Raw genomic sequence first — 19,245 nt, 5'->3', positions numbered from 1 at the left:
TCAGCGTATCCCTTGCTCTGGGCGAGGGGGCGCCAACCAGATCATAGGATCCGAATGTCGCAGCAAACCACCATCCGCAAGCTTGCCGAACTGGTCAATACGCCGGTCGATAAACTGCTGGTTCAACTGGCCGAGGCCGGAATGAAGTTCAGCGGTCCCGACCAGGTCGTGACCAGCACCGAGAAGATGAAACTGCTTGGCTTCCTGCGTCGCACGCACGGCAAGGCCGAAACGTCTGCCGAAGCGGCGAGTGAAGCAGCCAAGAAAATCACGCTCAACCGGCGCAAGCTGCAGGAAGTCACTGTCAACGCCGGCCGCACCAAGACCACGGTCAACGTGGAAGTGCGGCAGAAGCGCACCTACGTGAAGTCCGAGAACGAAGGTGGCGGCCGCGCCGCGCCGATGACGCCGGACGAAGAACGCGCCGATATCCTGCGGAAGCTCGAGGAGTCGCGTCAGCGCAACCTCGAAGAGCAGCAGCGCCTGGCCGAAAGCGACCGCGTGCGCGACGAAGCAATTCAGCGCAAGCGCGAGGAAGAGCAGGCCGCCAAGGACCGTGCAGAAGCCGAGCGCAAGGCTGCCGAGGAAGCCGCTGCGGCTGCCAGCGCGCCGGCCCCGGTTGCTGATGCGCCGACGCCGTCTGCCGCGGCGCCGGCTGCGCGTTCGCCTTCTTCGCCGTCCTCCGCGCCGCGTGCGGCACGCCCGGCGGGTGCATCTCCGGCCTCGCGTCCGGCAGCGCCGGCACGTGCGGACGACCGCAGCAATGCCGCCAAGCACAAGACGCGCGGTTCGCACGTCATGGTAGCCGGGGTCGAGGATGACGATGCGACCAAGCGCTTCGCCGGGCAGTTGCATCTGTCCGCGGCCGATCGCGCACGCCGTTCCAATGTGCGCGGCAAGCCGACCGGTCGCCCGGGTTCGTCGTCCTCGCGCCGCGGTAACGACAGCGGCCGTGGCGGCAGCCAGGCCAACAGCGGCCCGCACGGGTTCGAGCGCCCCACCGCACCGGTGGTGCGTGAAGTGGCGATCGGCGAGACCATCACCGTTGCAGACCTGGCGCAGAAGCTCGCGCTCAAGGGCGGCGACGTGGTCAAGGCGTTGTTCAAGATGGGCGTCATGGCGACCATCACCCAGAGCATCGATCACGACACCGCCGCACTGGTGACCGAAGAGCTCGGCCATAAAGCCGTGCGTGCCGACAATGCCGACTTCGAAGACGCGCTGCTGGCGCATGCCGAAGATGCGCAGGGCGAGGCCACGTCGCGTCCGCCGGTGGTCACCATCATGGGTCACGTCGATCACGGCAAGACCTCGCTGCTGGATTACATCCGCCGTACCAAGATCGCCTCCGGCGAAGCCGGCGGCATTACCCAGCACATTGGTGCGTATCACGTCGAAACTGGTCGTGGCGTCATCAGCTTCCTGGATACGCCCGGCCATGCCGCGTTTACCTCGATGCGTGCCCGCGGCGCCAAGATCACCGACATCGTGGTGCTGGTGGTTGCCGCCGACGATGGCGTGATGCCGCAGACCAAGGAAGCGGTTGCGCATGCCAAGGCGGCAGGCGTGCCGCTGATCGTGGCGGTCAACAAGATCGACAAGACCGGCGCGGATCCGCTGCGGGTCAAGAACGAGCTGCTGGCCGAAAACGTGGTGGCCGAAGAGTTCGGTGGCGACACCCAGTTCATCGAAGTGTCGGCCAAGCTCGGTACCGGCGTGGACACGCTGCTGGACGCGATTTCGCTGCAGGCCGAAGTGCTGGAACTCAAGGCCGTTGCCGAGGGCCGCGCCAGCGGTACCGTCATCGAATCTTCGCTGGACAAGGGCCGCGGCCCGGTGGCGACGGTGCTGGTGCAGCAGGGTGCGCTGAAGCGTGGCGACTATCTGGTGTGCGGCATCCAGTACGGTCGCGTGCGTGCGTTGTTCGACGAAACCGGCCATCAGCCGGCCTCGGCGGGCCCGTCGATTCCGGTGCAGGTGCTGGGTTTGTCCGGCGTTCCGGAAGCCGGCGACGACTTCGTGGTCGTCGACGACGAGCGTCTGGCCAAGGACGTGGCGCAGCAGCGCGAAACCAAGCGCCGCGAGTCGCGTCTGGTTGCCTCGGCGACCAACCGCATGGAAGACATCCTGGCCCAGATGGGCAAGGGCGAAGGCCAGCAGGTGTTGAACCTGGTGATCAAGGCCGACGTGCAGGGCTCGGTGGAAGCGCTCAAGCAGTCGTTGGTGGCGTTGTCCAACGAGGACATCCGCATCAACGTGATCCACTCCGGCGTGGGCGGCATCACCGAATCCGACGCAAATTCGGCCGCTGCTTCCAAGGCGACGATCATCGGCTTCAACGTGCGTGCGGATGCCTCGGCGCGCAAGATCGTCGAGTCCAACGGGATCGACCTGCGTTACTTCTCGATCATCTATGACGTGATCGATCAGGTGAAGCAGGTGGCCTCCGGTCTGCTCGGCGTGGAAATCCGCGAGGAGATCATCGGTATCGCACAGGTGCGCGATGTGTTCCGCAGCTCGAAGTTCGGCGCCGTTGCAGGCTGCATGGTCATCGAAGGCGTGGTCAAGCGCAGCAAGCCGATCCGCGTGCTCCGCGACAGCGTCGTGGTGTTCGAAGGCGAGCTGGAATCGCTGCGTCGCTTCAAGGAAAACGTCGACGAAGTGCGCAACGGTACCGAATGCGGTATCGGCGTGAAGGCTTACAACGACGTCAAGGCCGGCGACCAGATCGAGTGCTTCGAGCGTATCGAAGTGGCCCGTACGCTGTAACGGCTGCCGGGGCTCGCGGGCCCCGGACTCCGTCCTGCGGAGTTGTCCAATGCAGGTTCTGCAAGGCGAGGGCGGCATGGCCGCCCGCGTTTGTTTTTGGCTTCGGTGCCTACTGGCCCTCCGAATCAACCAGGTCCCCGACCATGCCAACCAAATCATTCCATCGCACCGACCGCGTATCTGCGCAGGTGCGTCGCGACCTCGGCACGATCGTGCACGCGGCCGTGCGCGACCATGGCCTGCCGTCGGTCAGCGTGTCAGACGTCGAAATCAGTCGCGACCTGGCGCACGCCAAGGTCTTCGTCACCGCGCTGCAGCAGGAGCGTTCGGCCGAAGCGGTCAAGGGGCTCAAGGAAATCGCCGGCCAGCTGCGTACGCAGTTGGCGCGCGCGATGAAGCTGCGTCACGTACCCGAGCTGCACTTCCATTACGACGATTCGGTCGATCGCGGCGAACGCATCGACAATCTGCTGCGTGACCTGGACGACGTTGGCCCCGAGGCCACGTCCAGCGACAAAGATGCCGAACAGCGCTGAGCGCTGTCACGGCCTGCCGCTTCTGCCGCGGCCCTGATTCCCGCGGGCGCGCACTGCGCCTGATTCGAGCACCGATCTTTTGAAACCCCGCATCGTCTACCGCCCGTTGCACGGCATCCTGCTGCTGGACAAGCCGTCGGGGCTGAGCTCCAACAATGCATTGCAGGCCGCACGCCGGTTATTGCGCGCAGAAAAGGGCGGCCATACCGGCAGCCTGGATCCGCTGGCCACCGGCCTGTTGCCGCTCTGTTTTGGCGAAGCGACCAAGATCGCCGGACTGCTGCTCGGTTCAGCCAAGGCGTACGACGCCGAGATCGTGTTGGGCGTCACCACCGACACCGACGATGCCGACGGCGAGCCGCTGCGCGAGCGCGCGGTGCCGGATCTGAGCGAGGCCGATTTCCAGGCGGCGTTGGCGCCTTTCATCGGCCGTATCCAGCAACAGGCGCCGATTTATTCCGCGCTCAAGCAGGGCGGCAAGCCGCTGTATGCCAAGGCGCGACGCGGCGAACGTATCCAAGCGCCGGTGCGCGAAGTGGATGTGCAGGCGATCGAGGTGCTGGGCTACGGCACCCCGCGTCTGCGCCTGCGCGTGACCTGCGGTTCGGGCACGTATATCCGCAGCCTGGCGCGCGACCTGGGCGAGGTGCTGGGATGTGGAGCGCACATCGCCTCGCTGCGTCGGCTGTGGGTGGAGCCGTTTCGCGCTCCGCAGATGATCACGCTGGAGGCGTTGTCGGCAATTTTGGAGGCGGGTGCCCAGGCGCAGACACTACTGCTGCCGATCGAGGCCGGCCTGGCCGATTTTGCGCGAATCGTGCTCGATCAAACCCGCGCGGCACGTTTCCGCATGGGCCAGCGCTTGCGTGATGCTGCATTTCCGACAGGGCAGGTGGCCGTATTCGGTCCTGACGGAACCCCCTCGGGACTAGGCCTGGTGGACGCCGACGGGCGCTTGTCGCCACAACGATTGTTCAATGGACTGAACGAAATTCCGGCCTGTTAAGATTTTGTCAACTTGTTCCCTGGGCCGGGCGACGTTACAATTTCGCGGCCCCGATCGGGGCACCTTAGCGCCAAGCGCGCTCATCCTAAGCAAACGGCGAGTCCGACGGTGCGTCATGCACGTTCCTGTCGACCACGCATCTATCGAGAAAACATCATGTCCGTCGACACCCAGAAAGTTATTGAAGACAACAAGCGCAGCGCCCAGGACACCGGTTCGCCGGAAGTGCAGGTGGCCCTGCTGACCGCGCGCATCGAGCTGCTGACCGGCCACTTCAAGACCCACAAGAAGGATCACCACAGCCGTCGTGGTCTGCTGCAGATGGTCAACCGTCGCCGCAGCCTGCTCGACTACCTGAAGAAGAAGGACAACGAGCGTTACAAGTCCTTGATCGAGAAGCTCGGCCTGCGCCGCTAATCGAGTCCTACCGCCGCGGCGCAGCGATGCGCCGCGGTTTTGTTTTGTTCAATCGCACTACGTTTCACGCAATGCGCACTCTTGGGCCGGAGCCTCCCGGCCGCCCGTTCTCGGCATGGGTCGACGACGGTCCAACGCAGACAGCAATACCTAAGGGAAAAAACCTCCGTGGCAAAAATCACCAAAACCTTCCAGTACGGCAAGCACACCGTCACTCTTGAGACGGGCGAAATCGCTCGCCAGGCAGGCGGCGCCGTGATCGTCAAGTTCGACGACACCGTACTGCTGGTCACCGCCGTCGCCGCCAAGAGCGCGCGCGAAGGGCAGGACTTCTTTCCTCTGACGGTCGATTATCAGGAGAAGTTCTACGCTGGCGGCCGCATCCCGGGCGGCTTCTTCAAGCGCGAAGGACGCGCGACCGAGAAGGAAACGTTGATCTCGCGCCTGATCGATCGTCCGATCCGTCCGCTGTTCCCGGAGGACTACAAGAACGAAGTGCAGATCATCCCCACCGTGATGTCGATGAACCCGGACATCGACGGCGATATCGCCGCGCTGATCGGCGCCTCGGCTGCGCTGTCGCTGGCCGGCACTCCCTTCAAGGGCCCGATCGGCGCCGCCAAGGTCGGCTACAAGAACGGCGAATACATCCTCAACCCGACCGTGACCGAGCTGAAGGATTCGCAGCTGGAGCTGGTCGTGGCCGGTACCGCCAACGCGGTGCTGATGGTCGAGTCCGAAGCCGACCTGCTGTCCGAAGAAGTCATGCTGGGCGCAGTGACATTCGGCCATCGCGAGATGCAGAAGGTCATCAACGTCATCAACGAGCTGACCGTCGAGGCCGGCACCAAGCCGTCCGACTGGGTGGCCCCGGCGAAGAAGGACGGCATGATCGCTGCCCTGAAGGAAGCGGTTGGCGACCAGCTGGCGTCGGCATTCCAGGTGCGCGACAAGCTGCAGCGTCGCGATGCGATTTCGGCGATCAAGAAAGACGTGCTGGGCGCACTGGCGCCGCGCGCCACCATCGAAGGCTGGGCTGCCGGTGATCTGGCCAAGGAATTCGGCGAGCTGGAATACCAGACCATGCGTGGTTCGGTGTTGAGCACCAAGGTGCGTATCGACGGTCGTGCACTGGATACCGTGCGTCCGATCAGCGCCACGGCCGGCGTGTTGCCGCGTACCCATGGCTCGGCGCTGTTCACCCGCGGCGAGACGCAGGCGATCGTGATCACCACGTTGGGCACCGCGCGCGACGGTCAGGTCATCGACGCGGTGTCGGGCGAGTACAAGGAAAATTTCCTGTTTCATTACAACTTCCCTCCGTACTCGGTGGGCGAGTGCGGTCGTTTCGGTGCGCCGAAGCGTCGCGAAATCGGCCACGGCCGCCTGGCCAAGCGCGGCGTGCTGGCAGTGATGCCGACCCTTGAAGAATTCCCGTACACCATCCGCGTGGTCTCGGAAATCACCGAGTCCAACGGTTCGTCCTCGATGGCATCGGTCTGCGGCAGCTCGCTGGCGCTGATGGATGCTGGCGTGCCGATCAAGGCGCCGGTCGCGGGTATCGCAATGGGTCTGGTCAAGGAAGGCAACGACTTCGTCGTGCTCTCCGACATCCTGGGTGACGAAGATCACCTCGGCGACATGGACTTCAAGGTGGCCGGTACTGCCGAAGGCGTGTCCGCCCTGCAGATGGACATCAAGATCGAAGGCATCACCGAAGAGATCATGAAGCAGGCATTGCAGCAGGCCAAGGCTGGCCGTCTGCACATCCTGGGCGAGATGGCGCATGCGCTGACCACCCCGCGTCAGGAGCTGAGCGACTACGCGCCGCGCCTGCTCACCATCAAGATCCACCCGGACAAGATCCGCGAAGTGATCGGCAAGGGTGGCTCGACCATTCAGGCCATCACCAAGGAAACCGGCACGCAGATCGACATCCAGGACGATGGCACGATCATCATCGCCTCGGTCAATGCCATCGCCGCGCAGGCTGCGAAGTCGCGCATCGAACAGATCACCTCGGACGTGGAGCCGGGCCGCATCTACGAAGGCAAGGTCGCCAAGATCATGGACTTCGGTGCGTTCGTCACCATCCTGCCGGGCAAGGACGGCCTGGTGCACGTCTCGCAGATTTCCAGCGAGCGCGTGGAGAAGGTCGGCGACAAGTTGAAGGAAGGCGATCTGGTCCGCGTCAAGGTGCTGGAAGTGGACAAGCAGGGCCGCATCCGCCTGTCGATCAAGGCAGTGGAAGAAGGCGAAGGCGTGCAGGCGTCGGCCGAGTAATCGCTGCGTGCTGATGCATCATGCGTGATGCATGACGAAAGAGCGGGCTTCGGCCCGCTTTTTTGTTGTGTGCTCGATTGCTTCTCCCGTTGGGAGCACGTGGCACGCAGCGCCGGATGAAGGCGCGGCAAAGGCCTCGTGATATTCGGGATGCGCAGTTTCGCCCCTTACCCTCACCCCAGCCCTCTCCCGCAGGAGAGGGGCTGTGAATCCTTCTCCCATGGGAGAAGGTGCCCGGCGGGGGCGGATGAGGGTGTGTCCGGCCTTACAACTTGATCTATCCTTGTTGCTGCGTCGGCGCGGGCTGCGTGTCCGGACGCGGCGGCACAACGCGAGGGAAACCCGGCGGCATCGTTTGTTCTGCGGGCGCGGTGCTGGGTGTCGGCAGCGGCGCCGTCGGCGGCGGCGCAACCACTGCCGCATCAGGACGCAGTTTCAGTAGTGCGGCCCAGTCGCGGCGATTGAAGTCGCACAATTCTTCGTGCGCCGGCGTGCATTCGCTGGCGATGCCCAGGCTGTCTTCGTTCTGGTCCTGCGTGCTGTCCGATTGCGGTGTTGGCAACACCACGCGGCCGGCGCGATCCAGCGGCATCTTGCGCATCATCACCGTGTTGAACACGTTGCCGCCGATCAGGTATAGGGTGCGATCGCCGCCGACATTGGCGGCCACCACCACATCGCAATGCGATTGCCATGGCATCGGTGCGCTGCCACCCAACGCGGCCTTCAGGCCGGCATAGCCCATCGCGGTGCTGCGGCCGCGCAGCAGACACAGCAGATCGCCGGGCGCCGGCTTCTCGACCGCCGGATCGGTAAACCGGTACGGTCCGGTAGCGCCGTCGTTGTAGGCGCTGCGGATGTAATCCAGATGCCGCGCGGAGCGATGAAAACCGCCCAGCCCCGACTGCGTCATCACCCAGGAAATGAAAGCGGCCGACCATGGGTTGTCGATCAGAAATGCGCGGCAGTCGCTGACGGTGTAGCGCGTGCCATCCAATGCCGCGCAGCTCGATGCGCCAGGCCTGCCGCCCATCGACGCAAGCGTGCCGCTGTCGCGCCAGTAGCCTGCAACGCGTTGCCAGGCGACCACACCGTGATCGGCGAGATAACCGGATTCGGCTTCGGTCACGCCCAGGCTGGCCAGGCGGCCCTTGGCATCGATAAACGGGTGCTGCCACAAACGGTGCTCATTGCAGGCGCTGCGCACGATGGCGATCGCGGCGGGACTCGTTCCGAACCGTGGCGGGATATCGCACACCTCCGCAGCCGCAGCGCTACTTCCGATACCTGCCAGCAAGAGGCAGATCCACGGCCAAGGTTTGACGGTCATTGCAGGTCCTGCACGGAAACATCGCAGCAGGCTGCCAGAGCCGGCTGCGCGCACGCGTGAAATCAGCGCGCTGGCGGCGGGCCGAGTTTGAGCGACAGATCCACTGCCTGCACATGCTTGGTGAGCCCGCCGATGGAAATGCAGTCCACCCCGTCTTCGGCAATCGTACGAATGCCGGCCAGATCCACGCTGCCGGAAACTTCCAGCGGAATGCGCCGTTCTGGCGGTAATGCGCCAACGATACGCACCGCTTCTCGGCGCATGGCCTGGTCGAAGTCGTCGATCAGGATGCGCGTGCAACCAACCTGCAATGCTTCGCGTAGCTGCTCCAGCGTTTCCACTTCGACCACCAGCGGCAACTGCGGTTGCTGCGCGCGTGCGGCATGCACGGCCGCGCTCAACGAACCGGCGGCGCGAATGTGATTTTCCTTCAGCATCACCGTGTCGAACAGGCCGATACGGTGATTGTCGCCACCGCCGCAGCGCACGGCGTATTTCTGCGCGGCGCGCAGGCCCGGCAGCGTCTTGCGTGTGTCCAGAATGCGCGCGTGCGTCCCGGCCACCGCAGCCACATATGCCGCGGTGGTGGTCGCCGTGGCAGACAGCGTCTGCATGAAATTGAGCGAGGTGCGTTCGGCGCTGACCAGGCTGCGGCTGCGACCGTGCAGCAGCGCGAGCACCGTGCCTGCAGCGACGCGTTGGCCTTCGTGCACCTGCCAGTCGATGCGTACCTGCGGGTCGAGCGCGCGGTGAGTGGCATCGAACCAGGGGCGGCCGGCGATGACCGCATCCTGCTTGCACAGCAGGTAGGCACTGTCGGCCTGGTCGGGCAGCAGCGCGGCGGTGACATCGCCGCTGCCGATGTCTTCGGCCAGGGCGCGCGCCACATCCGCTTCGATCGATTCGACGGGCGGCGCGTCCGGCACGTTGGTGCGCACGGGCAGGCTCACTTCTCGGGGAAGTCGGCGATTTGTGCGGTGGCGATGGCTTCTTCGGCCAGCAGCACCGGAATGCCGTCGTCGACGCGGAAGATCTGCTTGCGGTCGCGGGTGATCAGCGCTTCACGCAGCGGCTGGGTTTGTGCGGCGCCGTCGGCGCGCTGCAGGGTTCCGCCTGCGATGGCGGCATTGAGTGCTTCCAGGCCCTTGCCGTCGAGCAGCGAAAGCGGCTGGCGGGTGTCGGGCGAGCACAGCAGGTCGAGCAATTTGCGATCCATCGAAGTCTTGTCTTGCGTGGAGATTGGCTAGAATACGTCTTTACCGCAGGGCAGGGCCATGACCTCCAACCACTCCGCGCCGCTGGTCGGCATCGTGATGGGTTCCCGTTCGGACTGGGAGACCATGCAACACGCAGCTCAGAAGCTCGACGCGCTGGGCGTGCCGTACGAAGTCAAGGTGGTCTCGGCGCACCGCACCCCGGACGTCTTGTTCGCCTACGCCGAACAGGCGGGCGCCCGTGGACTGCGCGCGATCATCGCCGGCGCCGGCGGCGCGGCGCATCTGCCGGGCATGCTGGCTGCCAAGACTGCAGTGCCGGTGCTTGGCGTGCCGGTGCAGTCCAAGGCGTTGAACGGCATGGATTCGCTGCTGTCGATCGTGCAGATGCCGGCCGGTATTCCGGTGGCCACCTTTGCCATCGGCAATGCCGGTGCGGCCAATGCGGCGTTGTTTGCGGCGGCCATGCTGGCGCCGGAGCAGACGCAGATCGGTCAGGCGCTGGCGCAATTCCGCGCCAAGCAGACCGACGATGTCATGGCCAGCGACGACCCACGCCAATGAGCACGGTCGGCATTCTCGGTGGCGGCCAGCTGGCGCGCATGCTGGTACTGGCCGGTGCACCGCTCGGCATACGCTTTGCGGTCTTCGATCCGGCAGCCGATGCATGCGCTGGCCAGGTGGCACCGCTGCAGGTTGGCGCGTTCGATGACGTGGCGACCCTTGCCGCATTCGCCGAGCAGGTGGATGTGATCACCTTCGATTTCGAAAACGTGCCGGCCACCAGCGCGCAGCAACTCGCTGCCCGGGTGCCGGTGTTTCCCAGTCCGGCTGCGCTTGCGGTTGCGCAGGACCGGCTCAGCGAAAAAACCTTGTTCCGCGAGCTCGGCATTCCGGTGCCCGAGTTTGCCGCAATCGACGACCGCGCCGGCCTGGATGCAGCGCTCGCACGGATCGGCACGCCCTGCGTGCTGAAGACGCGCCGCTTCGGCTACGACGGCAAGGGCCAGTTCCGTATCAAGTCGCTCGCCGATGCCGATGCAGCGTGGGACGCGCTTGGCGCACAGGCGGCGCACGTCGGATTGATCGTGGAAGCGTTCGTGCCGTTTCAGCGCGAGGTCAGCGTGATTGCAGTGCGTGGGCGCGACGGCGAATTCCGCGCCTGGCCATTGACCGAAAACTGGCATGTGGACGGTGTGCTGTCGGCCAGCCTGGCACCGGCCAGCGTGGAGGCAGCACTTCAGGCCGTGGCCGAATCGCACGCGCGTGCCGTGGCCGAAAAGCTCGACTACGTCGGCGTATTTGCGCTGGAGCTGTTCGTGCGCGACGGTGAGTTGCTTGCCAACGAAATGGCGCCGCGCGTGCATAACTCGGGGCATTGGACCATCGAAGGCGCCGAGACCTCGCAATTTGAAAATCATGTGCGCGCGGTCCTTGGCTTGCCACTGGGCAGTACGGCGATGCGCGGCCACGCCTGCATGCTCAACTGGTTGGGCGCGATGCCAGACGCCGGGGCGTTTCTGGCGGTGCCCGGTGGGCATTGGCACGACTATGGCAAGCAAGCGCGCGATGGACGCAAGGTGGGGCACGCAACGCTGCGCGCGGAGACAGCGCAGGCGCTTTCGCTGGCAGTGAGCGATGCCGGCGCGGCGCTGCAGCGCGATGCGCAAGCCCGGCCGGTGGTTGCGCGTTTGAACGAAGCGTGATGCGCGCAGCATGTCGGTGGCCATTACGTGCGAGGTCACGCGCTGTCTGCGAGGCAAGTCGGTGTCGGACGCGGACCCGTTCTGCAATGTTTCAGCAGATGAGCCAGTCTGCATCTGCGACTGAAAGCTGAGCGGGCAGGTCAGCCCAGCCGGCTTGCGACAAAATCCCAGTTCACCAGCTTCCAGAAAGCCTCCAGGTAGCGCGCGCGATCCTGCTGGTAGTCCAGGTAATACGCATGCTCCCAGATGTCGCAGGCGAGCAGCGGAACGTCCGGCCCGGTGAGTGGGGTGGAGGCGTTGGGTGTGGCGACCACCGCCAGCGCGCCGTCCGGGCGCTGCACCAGCCACACCCAGCCCGAGCCGAAGCTGGTCAAGGCCACACGATTGAACTCCTGCTTGAAATGCACGAAGTCGCCGAACGATTTGGCGATGCCGTCGCCCAGCCGCCCAAGCGGCTCCCCGCCAGCGCGCGGACGCAGGCACTGCCAATAGAAATTGTGGTTCCACACCTGCGCGGCGAGATGAAACAGCGTGCCCTGCGCCTGGGCGATGATTTCTTCCAGCGTCAACTCGGCCAGTTCGCTGCCTTCCAGGCGCGCGTTGAGCTGTTCGACCTCGCTGCGGTGACAGAGGCCGTGATGCGCCTCCAGTGTCGCAGACGACAGATGCGGTTCCAGGGCAGCGCGGGAGTAGGGCAGTGCAACGTGTTCGATCGGCATGATGGCAGTGGCAGCGAAGGGAGTGCGGCGATAGGTCGCGCTGAAGGCTTACAATGCGCGCCTTTGCGGAAGTCTATCCGACCCGGCGGTCGGGCCTGCCGCTCCCAGTCAGGAGAGTCCAATGCCGGTGATGGAACGGATCCAGGCCGAAGTCGAACAACACCCGATCGTCCTGTTCATGAAAGGCACCCCGCAATTTCCGATGTGCGAGTTTTCCAGTCGCGCCGTGCAGGCCCTGGTCGCCGCCGGTGCCGACCAACTGCGCACGGTCAACGTGTTGGAAGAACCCGAAATGCGCGCCAATCTGCCGCGCTACTCCAACTGGCCCACGTTTCCGCAGCTGTTCATCCATGGCGAGCTGATCGGCGGCTGCGACATCACGCTGGAGCTGTTCGAAGCCGGCGAGCTCAAGCGCATCGTCAGCGAGGCGTACCAGCCGTGAGTTCGGTGCAGGCCCAGGCGCAGTCGGCTGCCTTGTCGGGGCGCGTCGTGCTGATCACCGGCGCCGCCGGTGGCCTCGGCGCCGCTGCGGCGCAGGCATGCGCGGCGGCAGGCGCCACGGTGGTCTTGCTTGGTCGCAAGGTGCGCCCGCTGGAGCGCATCTACGACGCGGTTGCAGCGCTGGGTGACGAGCCGCTGCTATATCCGCTGGATCTGGCCGGCGCCACGCCGGACGACTACGCCACGCTTGCGCAACGGTTGCAGACCGAGCTTGGTGGCCTGCATGGCCTGCTGCACTGCGCCGCCGACTTTTCCGGCCTGACGCCGACCGAACTCGTCCCACCTGCAGATTTCGCACGCACCTTGCACGTGGACCTGACCGCGCGCGCCTGGCTGACCCAGGCGTGTCTGCCGCTGTTGCGGCAGCAGGACGATGCGGCGGTCGTCTTCGTGGTGGACGACCCCGCGCGCGTGGGTCAGGCCTATTGGGGGGCGTATGGCGCCGCCCAGCATGCGCAGCGTGGCTTGATCGCCACCTTGCATCATGAAACCGCCGCCGGCCCTGTGCGTGTCAGCGGCCTGCAGCCCGGCCCGATGCGCACCGCATTGCGCGCACGCGCTTTCACCCATCACGAAGACAACGACGCGCTCGATGCCGCACGTTACGCCCCTGCATGCGTCAGCGTGCTATCGGCCGCAGGGGCGACGCATCGCGGTGCGATCTGGAGTCCGCCGGTATGACCATTCTTTCTGCGGCGCTGCTGCTGTTCCTGATTCTCGACCCGCTGGGCAACATTCCGGTGTTTCTCAGCGTGCTCAAGCCGCTGCCGCCCAAGCGCCAGCGCTTCGTGCTTGCGCGTGAACTGCTGATCGCGCTGTGCGTGTTGATGGCGTTCCTGTGGGGCGGCAAGTACGCGCTGGAGCTGATGCACCTGCGCCAGGAATCGGTGGCCATTGCCGGCGGCATCGTGCTGTTTGTGATCGGCATCCGCATGATCTTCCCGCGGCCCGAAGGCCTGATGGGCGAAATCCCCGACGGCGAACCCTTCATCGTGCCGCTGGCCATCCCGCTGGTGGCCGGCCCGTCCGGCATGGCCGCGGTGATGCTCATGGGCAGCAACGAGCCCACGCGGCTGTGGGACTGGAGCCTTGCGCTGATGATCGCCTGGATCGGCGCCTCGTCGATCCTGGCCGCCGCGCCGCTGTTGTACAAATTGCTCGGCCACCGCGCCCTGACGGCCATCGAGCGCCTGATGGGCATGCTGCTGGTCGCCATCTCGGTACAGATGTTCCTGGACGGCCTGGGCACGTACTTCAAGCTGCCGGTGTCGATCTAGCGCAGCTCTCGGCGGCTTGCCGATTACCTCGGCGTATGGCCGCAATGTGCGCCGATGGGCTAGGTCTCAACCCGCACTGGCGTGGTTTACGTGCTCTAGGCCCATGGTTCCAGCGACTGACCAGCGCAACGTGGCGCCCAGACAGTAGCGGTGCCACGTGATGGTTTCTGGACGATGGGAACGGGTCGCCCTTGGCCGCTTGCGACTGTCTTGAGGTTGCTCGGTCAGTGAAGCAAGACGGCAAGTGGAGTGTCATATTCGGCGAGGTGCATGGCCATGTGGCACCCCCACGTGCGGCACGCATGCGCTGGCCGAAGGCAGGCGTTTGGACCGCTTGATCCTGTTTGCCGACTCGGCAGCGCCAAAGGCGCGACGCGCGTCTCGCTCCGGTTGCGATCTTGCACGATCTGGCGACTCCGCCTTTACCTTCGCAATTCATGTAGCAGTGCGCGAAGTTTGTCACGCCGCCGTCACAATCAGGCCTTAGCGTGTTAATCTGTTGTTAACCGTTGCGGCAGCAACCAGTCGCGCGGCAAGGGACCCCAGATCATCGGCAGCCCACCCCCGGGAACGGTTGGGCTGACTGCGCCTTTTTGTCACTGCCCAACCTGTATCGAGGCTACCGAAATGACCCACCCCCGTTATCTCCGCATGTCCAAGCTGACGCTTGGCCTTGTCGCTGCGCTCGCCGCCGCTCCTGTGTTTGCGCAAAGCACCTCGGCTGGCGTCGCCGGCCTGGTGACCGGCAGTGGCGGCCAGCCCGTCCCGAATGCCGAAGTCACCATTACGCACGTGGAGTCCGGAACGGTCAGCCGCGCCACCACCGATGCCAGCGGACGCTATAACGCGCGCGGCTTGCGTGTGGGCGGGCCGTACACCATCACCATCACCGCCTCGGGCGCTGGCAACACCACCCGCGAAGGCGTGTATCTGAATCTGGACAAGGTCAACCAGGTCGATGCCGCCCTGGGCGGCGATCTGGCGACGCTGGGCACCGTGCAGGCGATCGCCGGCAACTACGGCTCGGCCATTTTCAGCGCCAACAAGATGGGTACCGGTACCAACGTGACCCGCGAAGAAATCGAGTCGCTGCCGTCGATCAACCGTAACCTGCAGGACTATGTGCGCCTGGATCCGCGCGTTGCGCAAACCGACAAGGCGCGCAACGAAATCTCCATCGCCGGCCAGAACCCGCGCTACAACGCGATCCGAGTCGACGGCATCAGCACCAACGACGCCTTCGGTCTGGAATCCAACAGCCTGCCGACCCCGCGCCAGCCGTTCTCGATGGACGTCATCGATGAAATCTCGGTGGACGTGGCGAACTACGACGTGACGATCAGTGGCGGCACCGGTGGCGTGATCAATGCCGTCACCAAGTCGGGCACCAACGAATTCCACGGCTCGGTCTACGGCACTTATCGCGAGAACGATTGGTCGGGCAAGAACCAGAACAACATCCGCCCGCAGCTGTTCGACAATGAAGCGACGTATGGTCTGACCCTGGGTGGCCCGATCGTCAAGGACAAATTGTTCTTCTTCGCGAACTACGAGAAGTACAAGGGCAAGGGCGTGTTTACCGGTAACAGTGGCTACGGTCCGGCCGGTTCTGGTGCCAGCAATGAAGTCGGTATTACCCAGGCGCAGGTCGATCAGGTGATCGATATCTCGCGCAATGTCTATGGCTTCGACCCTGGGACCCTGGCCTTGCCGGCATTGGATTCTGATTCGGAAGAGAAGGGCTTCAAGCTGGATTGGAACATCAGCGACAAGCATCGTGGTTCGTTCCGCTATGGCAAGTCCGAGCAGAGCACGGCCAATCTCAACGGTTTCGGCAACAACCAGCTGGCGTTGAACTCGTACCATTATGTGCGCGACTTCGAACTCGAGACCTACACCGGTCAGTTGTTTAGCGACTGGACCGATACCTTCTCGACCGAAGCCAAGGTGTCGTATCGTGATTACTCGGCAGTTCGTACTGCGGCATCGCAGTTGCCGGCTATCGCTGTGCGTTTCGGCAACAACACCTTAAACCTCGGTACTGAGGCAAATACCCAGGCTAACGAGTTGCGTACCGAAACCTGGAACGCGTTCTTCGCCGGCACGCTGTTCTTGAACGACCACACGGTCAAGTTCGGGTTCGACTACGAAGACAACGACATCTACAACTTGTATGGGCCGCGCGTCTTCGGTAGCTACACCTTCAATTCGGTGGCCAATTACCAGGCAAATTTGCCGAACGCGTATCGTTACTCGTATTCGCCGACCGGGATCGACAATATTGCTGCGAAGTGGGGCATGCGGAACGTGGGCGTGTTCTTGCAGGACTCTTGGGCCGTCAATAGCAACCTGACACTGAACTTCGGCCTGCGTTATGACGAGCCGATGGTGAAGAACTCACCACAGTTCAACCAGGCTGCGTTCAACGCATTCGGTCTCCGCAATGATGAAACCATTGACGGCAACGGCTTGTGGCAGCCGCGCTTTGGTTTCAACTACACCTTCGATGCAGATCGTCCTACCCAGCTGCGTGGCGGCGTTGGTCTGTTTCAGGGTGCTGCCGCGTCGGTTTGGTTGTCCAACCCGTATTCCAACACTGGTTTGGCTTATACCGATTACAACTTCAACAACGCGTCCAACAGTGGTATCCGCTTCACGCCGGATGTCAACAACCAGCCGCGCGGAACATCGGGCGCCACGCAGTCGGTCGACTTTGTTGACAAGGATCTGGGTCAGCCGGCCGTTTGGAAAGCAAACCTCGCGTTCGATACCGAGTTGCCGTGGTACGGCATCGTCGCCTCGATGGAAGGTGTGGTGACCAAGGTCAAGGAAGCGATTTATTACCAGCAGCTCAATCTTGGTAATCCGACGGCAGTTGGCCAGGATGGTCGTGATATCTACTGGAATGCCAATGGCCGTAATCCGGCTAACTGGAATTCCCTCGGTAATGCCTGTCTTCGTGAGACCGGCGTGGCGGCTGGTTCGTCATGTGTGAACAGCGGTACCGATATCCGTGCTGGTCGCAACACGAGCTTCAACGATGCCATCATCGCGCGCTCCACCGATCAGGGTGGCTCGCAGAGTTTCACTGTCGGCTTGAACAAGCCGTTCAATGACAGCGACTGGTCGTGGAGTTTGGCTTACACCTACTCCAACGCGAAGGAAGTCAGTGGTCTGACCAGTTCCACTTCGAGTTCGCAGTTGCTCAACACCGCAACCTTCCAGGCGAATGAAGAGGTCAATGCAACCTCCGCGTACGAAATTAAGGACAGTTTCCTGGGTACGCTGCAGTGGAAGCATAATTTCTTCGGGGATTTTGCAACGAAGGTCGGTCTTGTGTATCAAGGCCGCAGCGGTCGTCCCTACAGCTATACGTTCGACAACGACGCCAATGGCGACGGTCGCTCCAACGACCTGTTGTACATCCCGGCGGCGCGTGGCGATGTGCTGTTCCGTAACGCGGCTGAAGAAAACGCGTTCTGGAACTACGTCAACAACGACCAGTACTTGTCCACGCACAAGGGCCAGGTTGCCGGCCGCAATGCGGTACGTAATTCGTGGGTCAACCAATTCGATCTGCACATTGAGCAGGAGCTTCCTGGCTTCTTCGATGGCAACAAGGCGCAGATCTGGGTCGACGTCATGAATGTCGGCAATCTGCTCAACAAAAAATGGGGTCGCGTCGATGAGTACGCATTCCCGGGCTTCAAGGGCGTTGCTGAATACGGCGGCATCGATGCAGCAACTGGCAAGTACGTTTACCGCTTCAACGAGCCGGATGCCGCGACCATCTACGACGACAAGGGCATCTCCCGCTGGGCGCTGCAGCTGGGCTTCCGCTACCAGTTCTAAAGCCGGCTAGCGTGTCGATGTTTGCAAAAACGGCCGGGATCTCCCGGCCGTTTTCTTTTGTGCGGGTGAGTACGCTAAAGTTCCGTGCATACGACAGGAGCATGCTATGGAACTCAGCAGTACGGCAGCACGGGCGCTGCCGGTGGTGGATGCGCGGATCTACCCGCGTGGTGGTCTGGATGTGTTGTCCAAGGCAGAAGTAGCCCGGTTGCGAGACGCATCCAGCGGTGGCATGCATGAGCTGTTGCGCCGGTGCGCACTGGCCGTGCTGACCAGCGGAAGCGCATCGGACGACCCACGCGCCGCGCGCGATCTCTACCCGGATTTCGACATTCAGGTGAACCAGCAGGATCGCGGCATCCGCATCGATCTGACCAATGCGCCGGCAATGGCTTTCGTCGATGGGGAGATCATCCGCGGCGTGGCGGAGCTGTTGTTTGCCGTCGTGCGCGACCTCGCTTACATGGCCATCGAGCTCGAAGCGCAACGCGGCGATCTGGACACCAGCGAAGGCATCACCAATGCCGTGTTCGGTCAGCTGCGTAATGCGCGCATCCTGCAGCCGTTGGACCCGAACCTGGTCGTGTGTTGGGGCGGCCATTCCATTTCGCGCGACGAATACCTGTACACCAAGCAGGTCGGCTACGAGCTCGGCCTGCGCGGGCTGGATATCTGCACCGGCTGCGGCCCAGGCGCCATGAAGGGTCCGATGAAGGGCGCCACGATCGCGCATGCCAAGCAGCGCAAGCACAATACCCGCTACATCGGGGTCACCGAGCCCGGCATCATCGCTGCCGAATCGCCGAACCCGATCGTCAACCATCTGGTGATCATGCCGGATATCGAGAAGCGCCTCGAGGCCTTCGTCCGCATCGGCCACGGCATCCTGGTATTCCCGGGCGGCGTCGGCACCGCGGAGGAAATTCTCTACCTGCTCGGCATCCTGCTACGCGAAGAAAACGCGAACGTGCCGTTCCCGCTGATCCTCACCGGCCCGACCATCGCCGCGCCGTACTTCGAGCAGATCGACCGTTTCATTCGCCTCACCCTGGGGGACGCTGCCGCTTCGCGCTACGAGATCATCGTCGGCGACCCAGTCGCCGTGGCGCGCCGCATGGCCGAAGGGGTGCACGGAGTGCGGGCGCACCGCAAGGACCAGAAAGACTCGTATTACTTCAACTGGTCCGTGCACATCCCGCTCGAGTATCAGCAACCGTTCGAGCCCAGCCATGAAGCGATGGCCGCGCTGGATCTACACCACGGCCGCCCGGCGCCGGCCCTGGCCGCCGACCTGCGCCGCGCCTTCTCCGCCATCGTGGCCGGCAACGTCAAAGAAGACGGCATGCGGCGCATCGAGGAATTCGGCCCCTTCGAAATCCACGGCGACCCCGAGATCATGCAGGCCCTGGACGAACTCCTGCGTGGCTTTGTCGAGCAGCGCCGGATGAAGATCTCGGGGGACTATCGGCCTTGTTATCGGGTGGTGACCTAGGGAAGGTCTGAACAACGAGACCTGACAGGGCGGAAGGTGGCGTCGTTCCGAAGAGTGGCTTTTGGAACTTCGGAATTTCGCCATTTCTGGCGCTTTCCGCGGGAATTTCCCGGTTCACAGACGCACGCTCCCCATCGCCGGCA

16 protein-coding genes are annotated in these 19,245 nt (G+C 63.6%); 12 read left to right on the top strand and 4 right to left on the bottom strand.

Features of this window, described 5'->3' with window-relative positions; translation table 11 throughout:
- The first annotated feature begins 54 nt into the window (after positions 1-54).
- The 5 genes from infB to pnp all read left to right on the top strand — a co-directional run bounded on the left by infB (position 55) and on the right by pnp (position 7,011).
- Positions 55-2,769 carry a translation initiation factor IF-2 gene (gene infB, locus J7367_RS18565; protein ID WP_003485576.1) on the top strand — a complete coding sequence of 905 codons (2,715 nt, stop codon included), beginning with the start codon at positions 55-57 and terminating at the stop codon, positions 2,767-2,769.
- A 143-nt stretch (positions 2,770-2,912) separates the two neighbouring features.
- Positions 2,913-3,305, top strand: coding sequence for a 30S ribosome-binding factor RbfA (gene rbfA, locus J7367_RS18560; protein WP_022559493.1), 393 nt, complete (start codon positions 2,913-2,915; stop codon positions 3,303-3,305).
- Between the two features lie 79 nt (positions 3,306-3,384).
- Positions 3,385-4,311: a tRNA pseudouridine(55) synthase TruB gene (truB, locus tag J7367_RS18555; protein ID WP_057661709.1), complete on the top strand. Its 927-nt coding sequence runs from the start codon at positions 3,385-3,387 to the stop codon at positions 4,309-4,311.
- A gap of 156 nt (positions 4,312-4,467) precedes the next feature.
- The gene (gene rpsO, locus J7367_RS18550) at positions 4,468-4,728 is read left to right on the top strand and encodes a 30S ribosomal protein S15 (protein WP_003485583.1); all 261 of its coding nucleotides are present in this window, start codon (positions 4,468-4,470) and stop codon (positions 4,726-4,728) included.
- Positions 4,729-4,896: 168 nt separating this feature from the next.
- Entirely contained in the window at positions 4,897-7,011 is a 2,115-nt protein-coding gene (gene pnp, locus J7367_RS18545; RefSeq protein WP_057661711.1) for a polyribonucleotide nucleotidyltransferase, read from the top strand.
- 277 nt (positions 7,012-7,288) lie between these two features.
- On the opposite strand, the gene J7367_RS18540 is transcribed toward pnp, so the two are convergent.
- The 3 genes from J7367_RS18540 to J7367_RS18530 form a co-directional block, all read right to left on the bottom strand.
- On the bottom strand, positions 7,289-8,341 hold the full coding sequence (locus tag J7367_RS18540) for a DUF2272 domain-containing protein (RefSeq protein ID WP_057661713.1): 1,053 nt from the start codon (positions 8,339-8,341) through the stop codon (positions 7,289-7,291).
- Between the two features lie 62 nt (positions 8,342-8,403).
- Positions 8,404-9,291: a carboxylating nicotinate-nucleotide diphosphorylase gene (nadC, locus tag J7367_RS18535; protein ID WP_057661715.1), complete on the bottom strand. Its 888-nt coding sequence runs from the start codon at positions 9,289-9,291 to the stop codon at positions 8,404-8,406.
- Positions 9,288-9,557 (bottom strand): Trm112 family protein, encoded by a 270-nt coding sequence (locus J7367_RS18530; protein WP_008570984.1) that lies wholly within the window; start codon positions 9,555-9,557, stop codon positions 9,288-9,290. Before J7367_RS18530 ends, nadC begins: the two co-directional genes overlap by 4 nt.
- A 58-nt stretch (positions 9,558-9,615) precedes the next feature.
- On the opposite strand from J7367_RS18530, the gene purE reads away from it, so the two are divergent.
- Together purE and J7367_RS18520 are read left to right on the top strand one after the other, a co-directional pair.
- Positions 9,616-10,119, top strand: a complete 504-nt coding sequence (purE, locus tag J7367_RS18525) for a 5-(carboxyamino)imidazole ribonucleotide mutase (RefSeq protein ID WP_003485592.1) — start codon at positions 9,616-9,618, stop codon at positions 10,117-10,119.
- Positions 10,116-11,261 (top strand): 5-(carboxyamino)imidazole ribonucleotide synthase, encoded by a 1,146-nt coding sequence (locus J7367_RS18520; protein WP_057661717.1) that lies wholly within the window; start codon positions 10,116-10,118, stop codon positions 11,259-11,261. Before purE ends, J7367_RS18520 begins: the two co-directional genes overlap by 4 nt.
- A gap of 140 nt (positions 11,262-11,401) precedes the next feature.
- Here the strand turns inward: J7367_RS18520 and J7367_RS18515 are convergent, their stop codons facing one another.
- The gene (locus J7367_RS18515) at positions 11,402-11,980 is read right to left on the bottom strand and encodes a Fe-Mn family superoxide dismutase (protein ID WP_057661719.1); all 579 of its coding nucleotides are present in this window, start codon (positions 11,978-11,980) and stop codon (positions 11,402-11,404) included.
- 121 nt (positions 11,981-12,101) lie between these two features.
- Here J7367_RS18515 and grxD point away from each other — a divergent pair, with 121 nt between their 5' ends.
- The 5 genes from grxD (at position 12,102) to ppnN (ending at position 19,102) form a co-directional block, all read left to right on the top strand.
- On the top strand, positions 12,102-12,422 hold the full coding sequence (gene grxD, locus J7367_RS18510; RefSeq protein ID WP_057661721.1) for a Grx4 family monothiol glutaredoxin: 321 nt from the start codon (positions 12,102-12,104) through the stop codon (positions 12,420-12,422).
- Complete coding sequence (locus J7367_RS18505) at positions 12,419-13,162, top strand: SDR family NAD(P)-dependent oxidoreductase (protein WP_057661723.1); 744 nt, start codon at positions 12,419-12,421, stop codon at positions 13,160-13,162. The genes grxD and J7367_RS18505 overlap by 4 nt, the downstream gene beginning before the upstream one ends.
- Positions 13,159-13,758, top strand: a complete 600-nt coding sequence (locus tag J7367_RS18500; protein WP_003485603.1) for a YhgN family NAAT transporter — start codon at positions 13,159-13,161, stop codon at positions 13,756-13,758. Before J7367_RS18505 ends, J7367_RS18500 begins: the two co-directional genes overlap by 4 nt.
- Before the next feature lie 627 nt (positions 13,759-14,385).
- On the top strand, positions 14,386-17,610 hold the full coding sequence (locus J7367_RS18495; protein WP_057661725.1) for a TonB-dependent receptor: 3,225 nt from the start codon (positions 14,386-14,388) through the stop codon (positions 17,608-17,610).
- A 106-nt stretch (positions 17,611-17,716) separates the two neighbouring features.
- On the top strand, positions 17,717-19,102 hold the full coding sequence (gene ppnN, locus J7367_RS18490; RefSeq protein WP_057661727.1) for a nucleotide 5'-monophosphate nucleosidase PpnN: 1,386 nt from the start codon (positions 17,717-17,719) through the stop codon (positions 19,100-19,102).
- Positions 19,103-19,245 lie beyond the last annotated feature (143 nt).

It is taken from the genome of Xanthomonas sp. D-36-1 (genome assembly GCF_017746155.1).
Taxonomy (GTDB): Bacteria; Pseudomonadota; Gammaproteobacteria; order Xanthomonadales; family Xanthomonadaceae; genus Xanthomonas; species Xanthomonas cissicola.
The sequence above is the reverse complement of the archived record's forward strand: the minus strand, read 5'-3'. Positions and strand labels throughout refer to the sequence as shown.

What these genes read in the sequence shown, in the direction of transcription:
- infB (WP_003485576.1), top strand. Translation starts at nt 55, where the DNA reads ATGTCGCAGCAAACCACCATCCGCAAGCTTGCCGAACTGGTCAATACG.
- rbfA (WP_022559493.1), top strand. Translation starts at nt 2,913, where the DNA reads ATGCCAACCAAATCATTCCATCGCACCGACCGCGTATCTGCGCAGGTG.
- rpsO (WP_003485583.1), top strand. Translation starts at nt 4,468, where the DNA reads ATGTCCGTCGACACCCAGAAAGTTATTGAAGACAACAAGCGCAGCGCC.
- J7367_RS18540 (WP_057661713.1), bottom strand. Translation starts at nt 8,341, where the DNA reads ATGACCGTCAAACCTTGGCCGTGGATCTGCCTCTTGCTGGCAGGTATC.
- J7367_RS18530 (WP_008570984.1), bottom strand. Translation starts at nt 9,557, where the DNA reads ATGGATCGCAAATTGCTCGACCTGCTGTGCTCGCCCGACACCCGCCAG.
- purE (WP_003485592.1), top strand. Translation starts at nt 9,616, where the DNA reads ATGACCTCCAACCACTCCGCGCCGCTGGTCGGCATCGTGATGGGTTCC.
- J7367_RS18520 (WP_057661717.1), top strand. Translation starts at nt 10,116, where the DNA reads ATGAGCACGGTCGGCATTCTCGGTGGCGGCCAGCTGGCGCGCATGCTG.
- J7367_RS18515 (WP_057661719.1), bottom strand. Translation starts at nt 11,980, where the DNA reads ATGCCGATCGAACACGTTGCACTGCCCTACTCCCGCGCTGCCCTGGAA.
- grxD (WP_057661721.1), top strand. Translation starts at nt 12,102, where the DNA reads ATGCCGGTGATGGAACGGATCCAGGCCGAAGTCGAACAACACCCGATC.
- J7367_RS18500 (WP_003485603.1), top strand. Translation starts at nt 13,159, where the DNA reads ATGACCATTCTTTCTGCGGCGCTGCTGCTGTTCCTGATTCTCGACCCG.
- J7367_RS18495 (WP_057661725.1), top strand. Translation starts at nt 14,386, where the DNA reads ATGACCCACCCCCGTTATCTCCGCATGTCCAAGCTGACGCTTGGCCTT.
- ppnN (WP_057661727.1), top strand. Translation starts at nt 17,717, where the DNA reads ATGGAACTCAGCAGTACGGCAGCACGGGCGCTGCCGGTGGTGGATGCG.